General features: G+C 63.8%; 12 protein-coding genes. 6 read left to right on the plus strand and 6 right to left on the minus strand.

Annotation, left to right across the window (positions count from 1 at the left end; genetic code table 11):
- Positions 1 to 40 precede the first annotated feature (40 nt).
- The gene (locus M1D97_RS09245; protein ID WP_456267453.1) at positions 41 to 769 is read right to left on the minus strand and encodes an MIP/aquaporin family protein; all 729 of its coding nucleotides are present in this window, start codon (positions 767 to 769) and stop codon (positions 41 to 43) included.
- A 344-nt stretch (positions 770 to 1,113) separates the two neighbouring features.
- Here M1D97_RS09245 and M1D97_RS09250 point away from each other — a divergent pair, with 344 nt between their 5' ends.
- Together M1D97_RS09250 and glpD are read left to right on the plus strand one after the other, a co-directional pair.
- Positions 1,114 to 1,878, plus strand: a complete 765-nt coding sequence (locus M1D97_RS09250) for a DeoR/GlpR family transcriptional regulator (RefSeq protein ID WP_456267454.1) — start codon at positions 1,114 to 1,116, stop codon at positions 1,876 to 1,878.
- Between the two features lie 170 nt (positions 1,879 to 2,048).
- The gene (gene glpD / locus M1D97_RS09255; protein WP_456267455.1) at positions 2,049 to 3,620 is read left to right on the plus strand and encodes a glycerol-3-phosphate dehydrogenase; all 1,572 of its coding nucleotides are present in this window, start codon (positions 2,049 to 2,051) and stop codon (positions 3,618 to 3,620) included.
- An 84-nt stretch (positions 3,621 to 3,704) separates the two neighbouring features.
- Here the strand turns inward: glpD and M1D97_RS09260 are convergent, their stop codons facing one another.
- From M1D97_RS09260 to attM, 3 genes are all read right to left on the minus strand, one after another.
- A complete protein-coding gene (locus M1D97_RS09260; RefSeq protein ID WP_456267456.1) occupies positions 3,705 to 5,084 on the minus strand; it encodes a class II fumarate hydratase in 1,380 nt (459 codons plus the stop codon).
- A 114-nt stretch (positions 5,085 to 5,198) separates the two neighbouring features.
- Entirely contained in the window at positions 5,199 to 6,323 is a 1,125-nt protein-coding gene (locus M1D97_RS09265) for a zinc-dependent alcohol dehydrogenase family protein (protein WP_456267457.1), read from the minus strand.
- Between the two features lie 54 nt (positions 6,324 to 6,377).
- The gene (gene attM, locus M1D97_RS09270) at positions 6,378 to 7,163 is read right to left on the minus strand and encodes an AttM family quorum-quenching N-acyl homoserine lactonase (protein WP_456267458.1); all 786 of its coding nucleotides are present in this window, start codon (positions 7,161 to 7,163) and stop codon (positions 6,378 to 6,380) included.
- A gap of 224 nt (positions 7,164 to 7,387) precedes the next feature.
- Here attM and M1D97_RS09275 point away from each other — a divergent pair, with 224 nt between their 5' ends.
- The gene (locus M1D97_RS09275) at positions 7,388 to 7,807 is read left to right on the plus strand and encodes a secondary thiamine-phosphate synthase enzyme YjbQ (RefSeq protein ID WP_456267459.1); all 420 of its coding nucleotides are present in this window, start codon (positions 7,388 to 7,390) and stop codon (positions 7,805 to 7,807) included.
- A gap of 66 nt (positions 7,808 to 7,873) precedes the next feature.
- On the opposite strand, the gene M1D97_RS09280 is transcribed toward M1D97_RS09275, so the two are convergent.
- On the minus strand, positions 7,874 to 8,803 hold the full coding sequence (locus tag M1D97_RS09280; RefSeq protein WP_456267460.1) for an NAD(P)-dependent oxidoreductase: 930 nt from the start codon (positions 8,801 to 8,803) through the stop codon (positions 7,874 to 7,876).
- A 58-nt stretch (positions 8,804 to 8,861) separates the two neighbouring features.
- A complete protein-coding gene (locus M1D97_RS09285) occupies positions 8,862 to 9,764 on the minus strand; it encodes a ketopantoate reductase family protein (RefSeq protein WP_456267461.1) in 903 nt (300 codons plus the stop codon).
- Between the two features lie 154 nt (positions 9,765 to 9,918).
- Between M1D97_RS09285 and M1D97_RS09290 the strand changes: the two genes are divergently transcribed.
- From M1D97_RS09290 to M1D97_RS09300, 3 genes are all read left to right on the plus strand, one after another.
- Complete coding sequence (locus tag M1D97_RS09290; protein WP_456267462.1) at positions 9,919 to 10,416, plus strand: TspO/MBR family protein; 498 nt, start codon at positions 9,919 to 9,921, stop codon at positions 10,414 to 10,416.
- 97 nt (positions 10,417 to 10,513) lie between these two features.
- Positions 10,514 to 11,896 (plus strand): carboxylesterase family protein, encoded by a 1,383-nt coding sequence (locus M1D97_RS09295; RefSeq protein ID WP_456267463.1) that lies wholly within the window; start codon positions 10,514 to 10,516, stop codon positions 11,894 to 11,896.
- 102 nt (positions 11,897 to 11,998) lie between these two features.
- Positions 11,999 to 13,534: a Na+/H+ antiporter NhaC family protein gene (locus M1D97_RS09300; protein ID WP_456267464.1), complete on the plus strand. Its 1,536-nt coding sequence runs from the start codon at positions 11,999 to 12,001 to the stop codon at positions 13,532 to 13,534.
- Positions 13,535 to 13,572: the final 38 nt, after the last annotated feature.

Below are 13,572 nucleotides of genomic sequence, written 5' to 3' on the forward strand. Positions count from 1 at the left end.
CCTCGATTTAATACGAGCGGCGCTATGGCCTGCTAACGATTCAATAGATTTGCGCGGCCAGTGCGGCCAGGGTGCTGCCAATGATGGGACCGATGACGGGGACCAGCGCATAGCCCCAGTCGTTGCTGCCCTTGTTTTTAATGGGCAAGACGGCATGCGCGATACGCGGGCCGAGATCGCGTGCCGGGTTGATAGCGTAGCCCGTCGGCCCACCCAGCGACGCGCCGATCGACACCACCAGCAGCGCCACCGCGAGCGGCCCGAGACCGCTGGGGGTGTATCCGAACATGATGATCACAAAGATCAGCACGAATGTCCCGATGGCCTCGGTCACGATGTTCCACCCATAGGACCTGATGGCAGGCCCGGTCGAGAACGTGGCGAGGATGGCGCCGGCATCCTCGGTGTCATCGTAGTGCTTCTTGTAAGCGAGATAGCACACCACTGCCCCGAGGAAGCCACCGATGAATTCGGCCACCAGATAGGCCATCGTGGTGGCAAACGTGATCGGGATGCCCTCGGCATACTCCTGCGCCGGCCCGATGAGCAGGCCAAGCGTCACGGCCGGGTTGATATGGGCGCCGGTATCGTAGGCGACATAAACGGCTGCAAAGACCGCCAGCCCCCAGCCGAAAAAGATGACGATGCCGTCGCTGCCGTGACCGTTGGTCCTGTTCAACAGCACGTTGGCCACCACACCACACCCCAGCAGCGTCAGGATGGCCGTGCCGGCGATTTCATGAACCAGAATGGTTTCAATGATTCCCATGGTCTACCCCGGATAACGTTGATTTTTACACACTCAGGGCGTGCCCGTGTTGCTTTTCGCGCATCCTATAGAAACCATTGAAAAATACGATGTGCCGTTTGCGACTTTTTCCAGATACAAACTTAAAATGTTGATTTTAAAACACAAAACGAGCTTTAAACCTTAGTATTACACACCATTGCCAGCGTCTCCGGCTGATCGTTGAGCAACATGCGCTGTTGCCGGATGAACACGGATCCGGCTCGAACGAAAACGCCGGTGACGCGGCTATTGCCGGGACAATGGCAGCGGGATAACCTGGTCTCCGATCAGCCCCAAAGCCTACGGACAGGACGGTACAGGACATGACCCAACAGGAACGCCACAGCACCATTGTTGACATGGTCAAGCGTCAGGGGTACGCGACCATTGAACAGCTGGCACAGCATTTCAATGTCACACCACAGACCATCCGGCGCGATCTCAAGGTGCTGGCCGATGAACAGGTACTACGACGGGTACATGGCGGCGCCGGCCTGCTGGAATCCAGCACTGTCAATACGGCCTACAGCGCTCGCAAGCTGATCAACCACGAGGCCAAGGCCCGCATTGCACGGGCGCTGGCCGAGCAGATCCCCGATCAAAGTTCGCTTTTCATCAACATCGGCACCAGTACCGAACTGATCGCCGAGGCGCTGCTCAACCACCACGGGCTGGAAGTCATCACCAACAATCTCAACGTGGCCGCCACGCTCCAGCACCGCGAGGACTTCAATGTCATCGTGGCCGGCGGCAGCGTGCGCTCGCGTGATGGCGGCATCATTGGCGAGGCCACGGTGGATTTCATCAATCAGTTCAAGGTCGATTTCGGCATCATCGGTATCAGCAGCATCGACGAGGATGGCGCCCTGCTCGACTTCGACTATCAGGAGGTTCGAGTGGCGCAGGCGATCATCAGCAACTCGCGTCAGGTCTATCTGGCCGCCGACCACTCCAAGTTTGCGCGCAACGCCGTGGTCCGTTTGGGCCACCTGCGCCAGATCCACGGTCTCTTTACCGACCAGGAGCCGCCGGACGGCATCCGACGCCTGCTCAACGAGCACGGCATCACTCTCAACGTCTGCCCCTGACAGGGAAGGAACAGCGCCAAAAGGGAATCGATCACGGCGATGACATCAGACAATGACGGATGACTTGATGTTCTTTTGAACATGACTTATGTTCACATTCGAACATTGGTGATGGTATCGTTACCGCGTTTTCCAATTCCCTATCCGGCGCAGACGCGCAAGGCAGGCGCATGACTTCCGACAAGACTTCCGCAATGGACACCCCGGTTCTGGACCTTTTCATCATCGGCGGCGGCATCAACGGCACCGGTATTGCCAACGATGCCGCCGGTCGCGGTCTCAGCGTCGGACTCTGTGAACAGGCTGACCTTGCCAGTGCGACCTCCTCGGCTTCCAGCAAGCTGATCCATGGCGGTCTGCGCTATCTGGAGCACAAGGAATTTCGCCTGGTACGCGAGGCGCTCCACGAGCGCGAGGTACTGCTCAACAAGGCACCTCATATCATCTGGCCGCTGCGTTTTATCCTGCCGCATCGCCAGCACCTGCGCCCGGCCTGGATGCTGCGCGCCGGTCTGTTTCTGTACGACCATCTGAGCCCGCGCGACACCCTGCTTGGCTCGAAATCGCTGAAATTCGACAACAACAGCGCGCTCAAGCCCGACATCAAGCGCGGCTTCGAATACTCCGACTGCTGGGTCGACGATGCCCGCCTGGTCGTGCTCAACGCCCTGCAGGCGCAGGAACAGGGCGGCGAAATTCTGGTGCGCACCCGCTGCGTCAACGCCGTTGAAAAAAACGGTGTCTGGGAGATCACGCTGGAAAATACCCGTACCGGCGAACAGATACTGCGCCGTGCGAAGGCGCTGATCAACGCGGCCGGCCCGTGGGTCGAGGCCTTCATCCGGGGCAATACCCAGCGCCAGTCGCGCTATGGCATCAACATGATCAAGGGCAGCCATATCGTCACGCGCCGCATCAACGGCGACGATCGCGCCTATATCCTGCAAAACGAGGACAAGCGCATCGTCTTTGTCCTGCCCTGGCAAAACGACTACAGCCTGATCGGCACGACCGACCAGAGCTATGACGGCGACCCGACCCATATCACCATCAGCGACGAAGAGACCGATTATCTGCTGCGCGTGGTCAACGACCACTTCAGAGAGCAGATGACCCGTGATGACGTGGTGACCAGCTACTCCGGCGTACGGCCGCTGTGTGACGACGAATCCGATGATCCGTCGGCCATGACGCGCGACTACACGCTGTCGCTGGACGACTCCGGGGCCCCGATGCTGTCGGTCTTTGGCGGCAAGATCACCACCTTCCGCCGGCTCTCGGAAGCCGCCATGGAGAAGATCGAGCCCTGGTTCCCCAGCATGGGCAAGCCCTGGACCGACAAGCGGGCGCTACCGGGCGGCGACATCGGCTCCCGCGAGGCCTACACCCGCAAGCTGACCGACCGGTATCCGTTTCTGGGTGACGAGCGCGCCCGCCGGTTTGCCTCCAGCTACGGCACGCTGTGCGAGACGTTCCTCGATGGCGTGGTCGATAACAACGGGCTGGGCGAGGACTTCGGTGCCGGCCTCACCCGTGCCGAGGTGGATTACCTGATCGACCATGAATGGGCCACCCAGGCCGATGACATCCTCTGGCGTCGTACCAAGATGGACATGCGCCTCAATGACGCTCAGCGCCAGCGCCTGCAGGCGTACGTGACCGGTCGCATGGACACCGCCCGCCCTGACGACATGAACGAGCCGGTCGGCACGCCGTCGCCGGATCACGCCCTGGCGCACTGATCCCGCACCGCAGCCGGTCGAGGATGCCGCACACGAAAAAGGGCCCCGAACGGGGCCCTTTTTGATACCGGACAGCAGGTACGCTTATTCCTGAATGCCGCCATGCGTCAGCTGCGCCGGATCGAGATAGCGCTCGAGCTCCTCGCGGGAAAGCCCGGTTTCTTCCTGCGCCACCTCAATGATCGGCCGGCCTTCCTGATAGGCCTTTTTGGCCACACGCGCCGCTTCGTTGTAGCCAAGCACCGGGTTGAGAGCCGTGACCAGCACCGGATTGCGCGCCAGCGGCGCCTCGATATTGTCGCGGCGAACGGTAAAGCTCTTGATGGCCTTGTCCGCCATCAGCTGCGACACGTTGTTCAAAAGCGATATCGAGCTCAGCACATTGTGCGCCATCAGCGGCAGCATGACGTTGAGCTGAAAGTTGCCCGATTGGCCGCCAACGGCCACCGCGGCATCGTTGCCGATGACCTGGGCGGCCACCTGCGCCGCCGACTCGGGAATCACCGGGTTGACCTTGCCCGGCATGATCGAGCTGCCCGGCTGCAGCGCCTCCAGCTCGATCTCGCCAAGCCCTGCCAGCGGCCCGGAGTTCATCCAGCGCAGGTCGTTGCTGATCTTCATCAGCGCACAGGCGTAAGCCTTGAGATGGCCGGACATTTCCACGGTGGCATCCTGCGAGCCCAGCGCCGCAAAGAAGCTGTCCGCGGGCGTAAACGACAGTCCCGTCTGCTCGGAAAGACGTTTGGCAAAACGCTCGGCAAACTCCGGATGGGCATTGATGCCGCTCCCCACGGCCGTGCCGCCCTGCGCCAGGCGCAGCAGCCGCGTCATGCCGCTTTCAAGGCGCTCGATGGACTGCGCCACCTGACTGGACCAGCCGCCCAGCTCCTGACTCATGCGCACCGGCATGGCATCCATCAGGTGCGTACGACCGGTCTTGACCACGTCATCCAGCGCCGCGGCCTTCTCGTCGATGGTCGCCTGCAGATGCCTGAGCGTCGGCAGCAGGCGCTCGTGAAGCTCCATGGCGATCGAGACATGCAGCGCCGTCGGAATCGTATCGTTGCTGCTCTGGCCCATGTTGACGTGATCGTTGGGCCCGATCTCGAGATCGGCCCGCGAGGCCAGATGCGAGATCACCTCGTTGACGTTCATGTTGGTCGAGGTGCCCGACCCGGTCTGATAGATATCAATCGGAAACTGATCGTCATGCTCGCCGCGAATGATCGCATCGGCGGCCTTGACGATTGCCAGCGCCCGTCCCTCATCCAGCAGGCCAAGGTCCAGGTTGACCTCGGCCGCGGCACGCTTGACCCGTGCCACTGCCGCGATGAACGACGCCGGCATGGGCTGACCGCTGACCGGAAAGTTGTTGATCGCCCGCTGGGTCTGGGCGCCATACAGTGCCGCCATCGGCACTTCCAGCTCGCCCATGCTGTCCTTCTCGGTACGGCTCTGATCCATGATCTTCTCCTGATAACCCACGATGAAGCGCCCAAAGATGCCCCTCAGGTTAGCAGGCCTGCCGGCATTGCACCCGGCTCGTGTCTCCCCTTGATAGCGCCCATTCCCCGACAATCAGAGATCGATGACCTGACGAATGGCCCGGCCCTGCGCCAGACGCTCGAAGCCCTCGTTGATCTCATCAAGGCGCAATCGATGGGTCAAAAGCCGGTCCACCGGCAACCGTCCGGCCTGATAGAGCGCGATATACTCCGGCACATCCAGCGTCGGCACATGGCCGCCCAGATAGGAGCCCTTGAGCGTGCGCTGCTCGGCCACCATGCGCGTCGGGCTGATCGACAGTCGCACGTCCGGATGCGGCAACCCCGACGTTACCGTGGTGCCGCCGCGCCGGGTACACTCAAAGGCAAACTCCAGCGCCGGCGCCACGCCGGCAAATTCGGTGGCCAGATTGACCCCGCCGCCGCTGATATCGCGCACCTGCTCGATGGCATTATCATCGCCGCTGTTGACCACATGGGTCGCCCCCATGGCCCTGGCCATTTCCAGCTTGTCGGCATCGATGTCGGCGGCAATCACCTGACGGGCGCCCCCGCCTAGCGCCCCCAGCACCGCGGCCAGGCCCACGCCGCCCAGCCCGACCACCAGCACCGACTGCCCCAGCCTCAGCTCACCGGTATGCACCACCGCGCCGACCCCGGTCAGCACCGCGCAGCCAAACAGCGCCGCAATATGAAACGGCAGCTCGGGATCGATGCGCGTCAGTGAACGGCGCGAGGCCACGGCGTACTCGGCAAATCCGGAGACCCCGATATGGTGATGGATCGTCTCATCCCCCCGATGCAGCCGCATGCCACCGCCCAGAAGGTGCCCGGCGGTGTTGGCCGATGCCCCCGGTTGACACAGCGCCGCCTCACCGGACAGGCAAAAGGCGCAGGTACCGCAGTTGGGGGCAAAGGAGAACACCACATGATCGCCGGCCTTCAAATCATCGACACCCTCGCCCACCTCAACCACCTCACCGGCCGCCTCATGGCCCAGCGCCATCGGCAGCGGCCGCGGACGATCGCCGTTGATGGTGGACAAATCCGAGTGACACAACCCCGCGGCGCGGATGCGCACCAGCACCTCGCCGCGGCCGGGCGGGTCCAGCGTCACCTCCTCGATCGACAAGGGCTGTGACGTCCCGTAGGGGCGGGGCTTTTGCATCTCTCGCAGAATGGCGGCACGGGTTTTCATGGCACTCTCCCTGATCATGACATGGGCACAACAGCGGCGACGATCGCGTTGAACTCAGCTGTAGTATTCGGGGGCATGGCGAAACGTCGGCCAGGCCTCGGGGTCATGCCCGGTGACCACCATGGCCTGCGTTTTGCGCGCCAGCGCATGCAGCTTTTGCACCGAGCGCACGGCATCGACCGTCGAGGCCAGAAAGCCCGGCAATGCCTTTTCGTTCCAGTGGTCCATGGTGTAGGCCGCATCCACTGCCAGCAGTACCGGCCCGGTCTCCTCGAGATGAATCAGAAAACTGGCGTGGCCGGGAGCGTGACCGGGCGTGAAGATAAAGCGGATCGCGCCGTCACCAAACAGATCATGGCCATCCTCGCTGTCGTCGAGAAATTGCCACTCGATCCCGGGACGGTCGAAGTCCCGGCGGATATAGCCGCCGGCGGCAAACCAGTCCGGGGCCATGGCGTATTCATACTCGCGCCGACGAACGACATGAACGGCATTGGGGAAGCGCCCGGTGGCGCCGGTGTGGTCAAGATGGAGATGGCTGTGCAGCACATACGCGATCTCTTCCGGCGCGATCCCCATGGCCTGGAGCGCCTGAACGCACCCCTCCTCCTCGCGCATGACCGGCTGATAGACCGACGTGATATCGCCCCAGTGTCCCTGCGCATCATGGGCACACTCCACGGCGCAGCCGCCATCAATGACCACATGGCCCCGCGGATGGGTAATCAGATACCAGGGCACCGGTATCTCGTAGTCATCGAGTCCGGCATTCATGCTGATATTGCAGCGGCGACACTGGAGCGTGCCGGTCTGGAACATGTAAAGGCGCATCTGGTTCATGGCGATTCTCCCGGCCGAGGCCTGACAGGTATTGATCATGACGCATGAACAGCAGCTGACACGGTATGTCGACTTGCATCATCCCGACATATCTTCTCCTGAGCGTATATTCGACCCTGGTCCTGGCAGCGTCGATACCACCGAAGCAATGGCCCCCGGAAGACGCCATCGACGTGCTCATCTACCCTTGAGACATCGGATTCAACAGCAAGGAGCCATTCCCCATGTGGTACCGCCAGCAGATTACCCTCAAGCCCTACAAGCGCGGCTTTCACCTCATCACCGATGACATCCTGAGCCAGTTAAGCCGGATGCAGGAGATCTCTACCGGACTGTTACACCTGCAGATGCTGCACACCTCGGCATCGCTGACGCTCAATGAAAACGCCGATCCCGACGTACGCCACGATATGGAAGCCTTTTTCCGTGACCGCATTCCGGGCGATCTACCCTACTTCCGCCACACCATGGAAGGCCCGGACGACATGCCCGCCCACATCAAGGCCAGCCTCATGGGCACCGAACTGACCCTGGCCGTTGACAACGGCCGGCTGGCCACCGGCACCTGGCAGGGCATCTGGCTCGGCGAGCACCGGGAAAACGGCGGCGGTCGCCGCATTCTGGCCACGCTGTTCGGCGAATGACGAGCCGCATGCCGGCGCGCTGACGCCGGCATGTATTGACGGATGTCGGCTGTCGCTCCCTCGCCGTCAGCCCTGCCCACCACTGTCTGGCTGTTGGTCCAGCTCGGCGATATAGCGCTGTGTCACGGTCAGATCCAGTTCGCCCAACCCGCGAGCGTCCAGAGCCTCGTAAAGCGTCAGCAGCGTGGACAGCTGCGGCGTCACGACCTGCTGCTGCGCGGCCTCGTCACGCGCAAACCCGAGATCCTTGGTCATGTAGCGGGCCATACCGGAGGGGGTGTAGTCCTTGTCGATCAGGCGCTGCTTGCGGGATTCCAGAAAGCGCCCACCGGCATAGCCGCCGCCCAGGCAGGTGAGCAGTTTCTCGACATCCAGCCCCGCACGCTCGGCGATGGTGGTCGCTTCCGACAGCGCCACCATGGTGGCGGCCACCACCATCTGGTTGCAGGCCTTGGCCACCTCACCCGCGCCCAGCGGCCCCAGCAGTACCGGCGTGCCCATCGTCTCCAGCACCGGGCGCGCCCATTCAAGATCCGCGTCAGCGCCGCCCACCATGATGGACAGCCGGCCCGCTTCGGCGCCGTCCGTGCCGCCGGACAGTGGCGCATCCAGCACGTGAATCCGCCCCTGGCTTTTCTCATCCAGTGTGTGGGCCAGGGCGCGCACCCCTTCAGGCGACGAGGTCGAGCAGACCACCAGCAGCAGCGGCCCCGACAGCCCGGCCAGCAGGCCCTCTTCGCCCTCGAGCAGCGCCTCGAGCTGAGGCAGGTCCGGCAGCACCGTGATGACAACATCGCTTTGCGACGCCAGCGCCTTCGGCGTGTCACAGCGCTCGGCGCCCGCTTCCAGCGCCGGCGTCAACCTGTCCGGCGAGCGGCCGTACACGCTGACCCGGCTCGCCACGCGAGCGGCCAGCAGATTGCGCGCCATCGGCATGCCCATGCTGCCAAGCCCCATCATGCCGACCCGTACCGGCGACTCCTGAACGTTTTGCATGTCCTGTCTCCCTGTCAAAGTGGCGGTGGTGATAGATAGGCATCATCGGTGCGCCCCATCAGCCGGACAATGCGTCCCCCTGCTCCAGGGCGCGGACCAGTACGAGCAGGGTATGGTTGATGGGGGTGGCCATGCCGTGGGCCTGCCCCTGGCGCACGATAAAGCCGTTGAGATGTTCGATTTCGCTGGGGCGAGCGCGGGCCAGATCCTGTGCCGTCGAGGAGCGCTGCTCCGCCATGTGCTCGGCGATCATGAGGGTCGAATGCTCGATATCCTCCGGCAGGGGCACCCCACAGGCCTGTGCCACGGCCCGGCACTCGGCAACGGTTGACGCCACCAGTTCGCGGGTGCCCTCGATCGCCATTAGCGCGCCATAAGGCTTTTGCGTCACGGCCGACACCGCATTCCAGGCGCAGTTGACCACAAGCTTCGCCCACAGCATGGCGGTGACGTTATCGGCCACCTGTGTCGGGATATCGGCACGCTCAAACAGCCCTGCCAGAGCCTCACTCATGGGGGAGACGCCCAGCGCCAGCTCGCCGCGGCCGTGATGGCGCACGTGCCCCGGTCCCGCCATGGCCACGGCGGCATACACCACCACCGGAATCACCTTACGACCCAGTATCGCGGCGAGCCGCTCGGCGTTGTCCACGCCGTTTTGCAGACTCAGGATGACGGCGCTGTCCGCAATGACCGGCGCCATCGCCGTGCCGGCTTCTTCGGTATCGGTGGATTTAACGCAAAAGAGCACCAGCTCGGCTTCCCTGAGCGCCTCGACTGCCGTACTGGCCGTGACGTCGAGCGTTTCATGCCCGGAAGCCGTCTCCAGTATCAATCCCGATCGATTGACCGCCTCGACGTGGGCGGTGCGGCCGATCAGCGTGACTTCATGGCCGGCCCGCGCCAGCAGCGCGCCGTAGTAACTGCCGACCGCGCCGGCGCCCATGATCGCAATCTGCATGGTGTCTCCTGTCGATATCACGCGTTGTGAGACATCCTGCCCCACTGTGACACCCGATCGCGAGCGCTATTGTGTAGGATGGGTACACCTCGCGGCGTCGCCGGACGCGACCCGGGGGCACCTGAACAGCAGACTTTCCAGAAAGAGACATGGCATGCCGTCACTTACCCAACGTCAACAGCTCTTCGGCCTGGCCGGCTGGCTGGTGCTGGCCTATATCGCGGCCACCATCGGCGCCGTCGCCTCCGTCAATGCTGCCGATTTCTACCAGCAGCTGCAGCAGCCCTCCTGGGCGCCGCCGGCCGGTGCCTTTGGGCCGGTCTGGACCACGCTCTACGCCCTGATGGGCATCGCCGCCTGGCTCGTGTGGCGGGAAAAACCGGTGCAGAACGTGCGCTCGGCACTCACGCTGTTTGTGGTGCAGCTGGCACTCAACGCCCTGTGGAGCTGGCTCTACTTTGTCTGGCACCTGGGCGCGGTCTCCTTTGCCGGCACGGTCGTGCTCTGGTGTCTGATCCTGGCCACCCTGATCGCCTTCTGGCGCATCAAACCGCTGGCCGGCGCCCTGCTGGTGCCCTATCTGGCCTGGGTGACGCTGGCCACCGCACTGACCTGGAGTACCTGGCATCTCAACCCGCAGGTGCTGGGATAGACACCCGGCCCGCACGTTCGCCCTGACGGCCTGCACCCGGCAGTAACGGCCACGCTCGTCGGGCGATCGTCACACGACTTTATGGCAAGAGACCCGGATGGCAGAGACCACAGCAGCCCCGCCCCGGTTCAGCGCGCCGGCCGGGGAGATCATCGGCTGGCGTGACGGCGACGTGCTCCGCGCCACCGGCATCCCCTACGCCCGCACCCGGCGCTTTCAACCGCCCGAGCGGCTGACACGGTTTGGGGCGCCGCTCAACGCCACGCAGTGGGCGCCGGCCAGCCCGCAGCGCCCCATGCAGGCCTTTGCCCGGCTGCTGGGCGCCTCGCCCGGCGCCATGGCGCAACAAGAAGACTGCACCCGGCTGTCCATCTGCCTGCCGGCACAGCCGGCCACGACGCCGCGCCCGGTCATGGTGTGGATACACGGCGGCTCCTACGTTCTCGGCGCGGGCGATCTGCCCATCCACGACCCCGGGCCGCTGGTATCCGAGCAGGACGTGATCGTCGTTAGCATTACCTATCGCCTGGGCCTTTTCGGCTTCGTGGGTGGCACGTTCCCGGGAGAAACAAAAGCTCAGGGAGAGACAGGGACCCGACCTGCCAATCTCGGGCTATTGGACATGATCGCCGCGCTGCAATGGATCAGGGACAACATCGCGGCCTTTGGCGGCGACCCGGACAACGTCACCCTGTTCGGCGAATCGGCCGGGGGCGATGCCATCGCCCATCTAATGACCGCCGATGAGACCCGTGGTCTTTTCCAGCGCGCCATCCTTCAGAGCGCCCCGCTGGGCATTACCCCCGGCCGCCGTGCCATGCATGCCGCCATGGCCAGGGCCGCTTTGAGCGTCGACGAGCACAGTTCGCTGAAAGCCTGTCTGGACGCCCAGCGCGAGGTCGAAAAAATCGGCCAGCGCTATCTGCCCGGTGGCCTGATGCCCTTCGGCGTGCAGTTCGGCCGGGCGCCGTTGCCGCCGCTCGATCAACGTCATACAGCGCTCGAGCGGCGCGCGCCCCACTGCGACCTGCTGATTGGCCACAACGTGGATGAAGCGGAACTGTTCATGCCCGAAGCCGAGCCGCTACAGGGGCTGTTCCGCCTGCCGGTCATCGGCGCCTGGCTGCGGCAAACGCTGAGCCGAACCATTACCCGCCGTCTCTACTCCCGCCCCGCCGAACGCTTTGCCCAGCGCCATGCCAACGCCGGCGGACGCTCCTGGCGCTATCGGCTGGACTGGGGCAGCACTCGCGCCGCCCGAGGCGCCTGCCACAGCATCGATCTCGCCCTGCTGTTTGCCGGCTGGGCCGAATGGCAGCACGCCGGCATTGTCGAGGGCATGACCGAGCAGGATCTTGAAAACAGCGGCCGCCGACTGCGTGCGCTGTGGGCGCAGTTTGCCCGGGAAGGGATGCTGGACGATGAGGGCGCCATTGAAGGCGTGCTGGCGTGGGAAAGAGTCACGACGCCAGGACCATGAGCAGCAGCTAGTGGCCGAGCGTGTTATCGATAAGTCATCTTGCATATTCCGCTCTGACTGTGCTTCCAATAGCCACAGTGCCAACAGGAAAAGGGGCCGTGCATGGACGCGTTGATATCACTGCTGCCGCCGCTCGCTGCCGTGGCGCTGGCCCTGGCGACCCGCCGGGTCAACGTCTCGCTGTTTGTCAGCATCTGGCTGGGCGGCTGGCTGGTAGCGGGTGATCCCATCGCGGCGGTGGGCCAGACCTTCGACTGGTTCGCCGAGGTCATGACCGATGAGTGGAACGCCCGCTTTCTGGTGCTGGTGGCACTGCTCGGCGCGGGCGCGGCCTTCATGCACCGTACCGGCGGCTCTCAGGCGCTGGCGCGCGCGCTGGCCAGACGCATTCACTCCGGGCGGGCATCGCTGCTGCTGACCTGGGCGCTGGGCGTGGTGATCTTTTTCAACGACTACGTCAACTCGGTCATCGTGGGTAACGCCACGCGCGACCTGACCGCCCGTCAGCGCCAGTCGCGCGAGAAGCTGGCCTGGGTGATGGACGCCACCTCCGCCCCCATGGCGACGCTGGGCCCGGTATCGGACTGGATCGGCTATCAGGTCTCGCTGATTGCCGGCGCACTGGTGGGGCTGAGCATCGCCTCGGCGGAGCCCTATCACCTCTTTTTGCAGTCGATTCCCTGGAACTTCTATGCCCTGCTCTGTCTGGCCTCCGTACCGATGATTCTGCTGACCGGCGACTTCGGCCCCATGGCACAGGCCCAGCGCCGCGCCACGGAAACCGGGGAGCTGGTCGCCCCCGGCGATACCCCGCTTTCCAACGTGGATGCCGACCTGGGCGAGGTGCCCGAAGGGCGCGGCCAACTCCGGCACTTTGTGCTGCCCCTGGTGGTGCTGATCGGTGTGGCCTGCTGGGGGCTCTGGTATACCGGCGGCGGCGCCGAGGGTGCGACGATCATGGACGCGCTGGCGGACACCGACGTGAGTGTGGCGCTCTCCTGGGCCGCCTTTGCCATGGTGGTCACCGGCATGGTCATGGCGCTTTTACAGCGTCAGACCCTCAAGGATTGCGAAGAGACGCTGCTGACAGGATTTCGCACCATGCTGCCGGCGCTGGTGATCATGGTTCTGGCCTGGAGCATCGGCACGGTCACCGGCGCGCTGGATACCGGCGAGCATGTCATCAGCGCCACCCGCGACTGGCTCTCGCCGGGGCTTCTGCCGCTTTTGATCTTTCTGATCGCCATGGTGATTTCGTTTGCTACCGGCAGCTCCTGGGGTGCCATGGCCATTCTCACGCCCATTGGCGTACCGCTGGGCTTCGAGCTTTCCGGCGGCGACATGACGCTGGTCAGCATGGCGATCGGCGCCATCTTCTCCGGCTCGATCTTCGGCGATCACTGCTCGCCCATTTCCGATACCACGGTGATGGCCTCGATCTTTGCCGGCTCGGATCACATCGCCCACGTGCGCACCCAGATTCCCTACGCCCTGGTCCCCGCCAGCATCAGCGGCCTGCTGTATGTCGCCTCGATGATCATCGATTCGGCATGGCTGCTGCTGGCAGTGGGACTGATGATCCAGTTCGGGGTGCTCATGGCACTGGGGCGATCAGGGAAAAAGCAGGGCAGCAGGTAGAGGGTAGTTCCACATCAGATAATCAAGGCAGCAACACA

It is taken from the genome of Kushneria sp. AK178, from assembly GCF_053903105.1.

Bases quoted from the DNA above. Each gene is read 5' to 3' on its own strand.
- M1D97_RS09245 (WP_456267453.1), bottom strand. From the start codon at position 769: ATGGGAATCATTGAAACCATTCTGGTTCATGAAATCGCCGGCACGGCC.
- M1D97_RS09250 (WP_456267454.1), top strand. From the start codon at position 1,114: ATGACCCAACAGGAACGCCACAGCACCATTGTTGACATGGTCAAGCGT.
- glpD (WP_456267455.1), top strand. From the start codon at position 2,049: ATGACTTCCGACAAGACTTCCGCAATGGACACCCCGGTTCTGGACCTT.
- M1D97_RS09260 (WP_456267456.1), bottom strand. From the start codon at position 5,084: ATGGATCAGAGCCGTACCGAGAAGGACAGCATGGGCGAGCTGGAAGTG.
- M1D97_RS09265 (WP_456267457.1), bottom strand. From the start codon at position 6,323: ATGAAAACCCGTGCCGCCATTCTGCGAGAGATGCAAAAGCCCCGCCCC.
- attM (WP_456267458.1), bottom strand. From the start codon at position 7,163: ATGAACCAGATGCGCCTTTACATGTTCCAGACCGGCACGCTCCAGTGT.
- M1D97_RS09275 (WP_456267459.1), top strand. From the start codon at position 7,388: ATGTGGTACCGCCAGCAGATTACCCTCAAGCCCTACAAGCGCGGCTTT.
- M1D97_RS09280 (WP_456267460.1), bottom strand. From the start codon at position 8,803: ATGCAAAACGTTCAGGAGTCGCCGGTACGGGTCGGCATGATGGGGCTT.
- M1D97_RS09285 (WP_456267461.1), bottom strand. From the start codon at position 9,764: ATGCAGATTGCGATCATGGGCGCCGGCGCGGTCGGCAGTTACTACGGC.
- M1D97_RS09290 (WP_456267462.1), top strand. From the start codon at position 9,919: ATGCCGTCACTTACCCAACGTCAACAGCTCTTCGGCCTGGCCGGCTGG.
- M1D97_RS09295 (WP_456267463.1), top strand. From the start codon at position 10,514: ATGGCAGAGACCACAGCAGCCCCGCCCCGGTTCAGCGCGCCGGCCGGG.
- M1D97_RS09300 (WP_456267464.1), top strand. From the start codon at position 11,999: ATGGACGCGTTGATATCACTGCTGCCGCCGCTCGCTGCCGTGGCGCTG.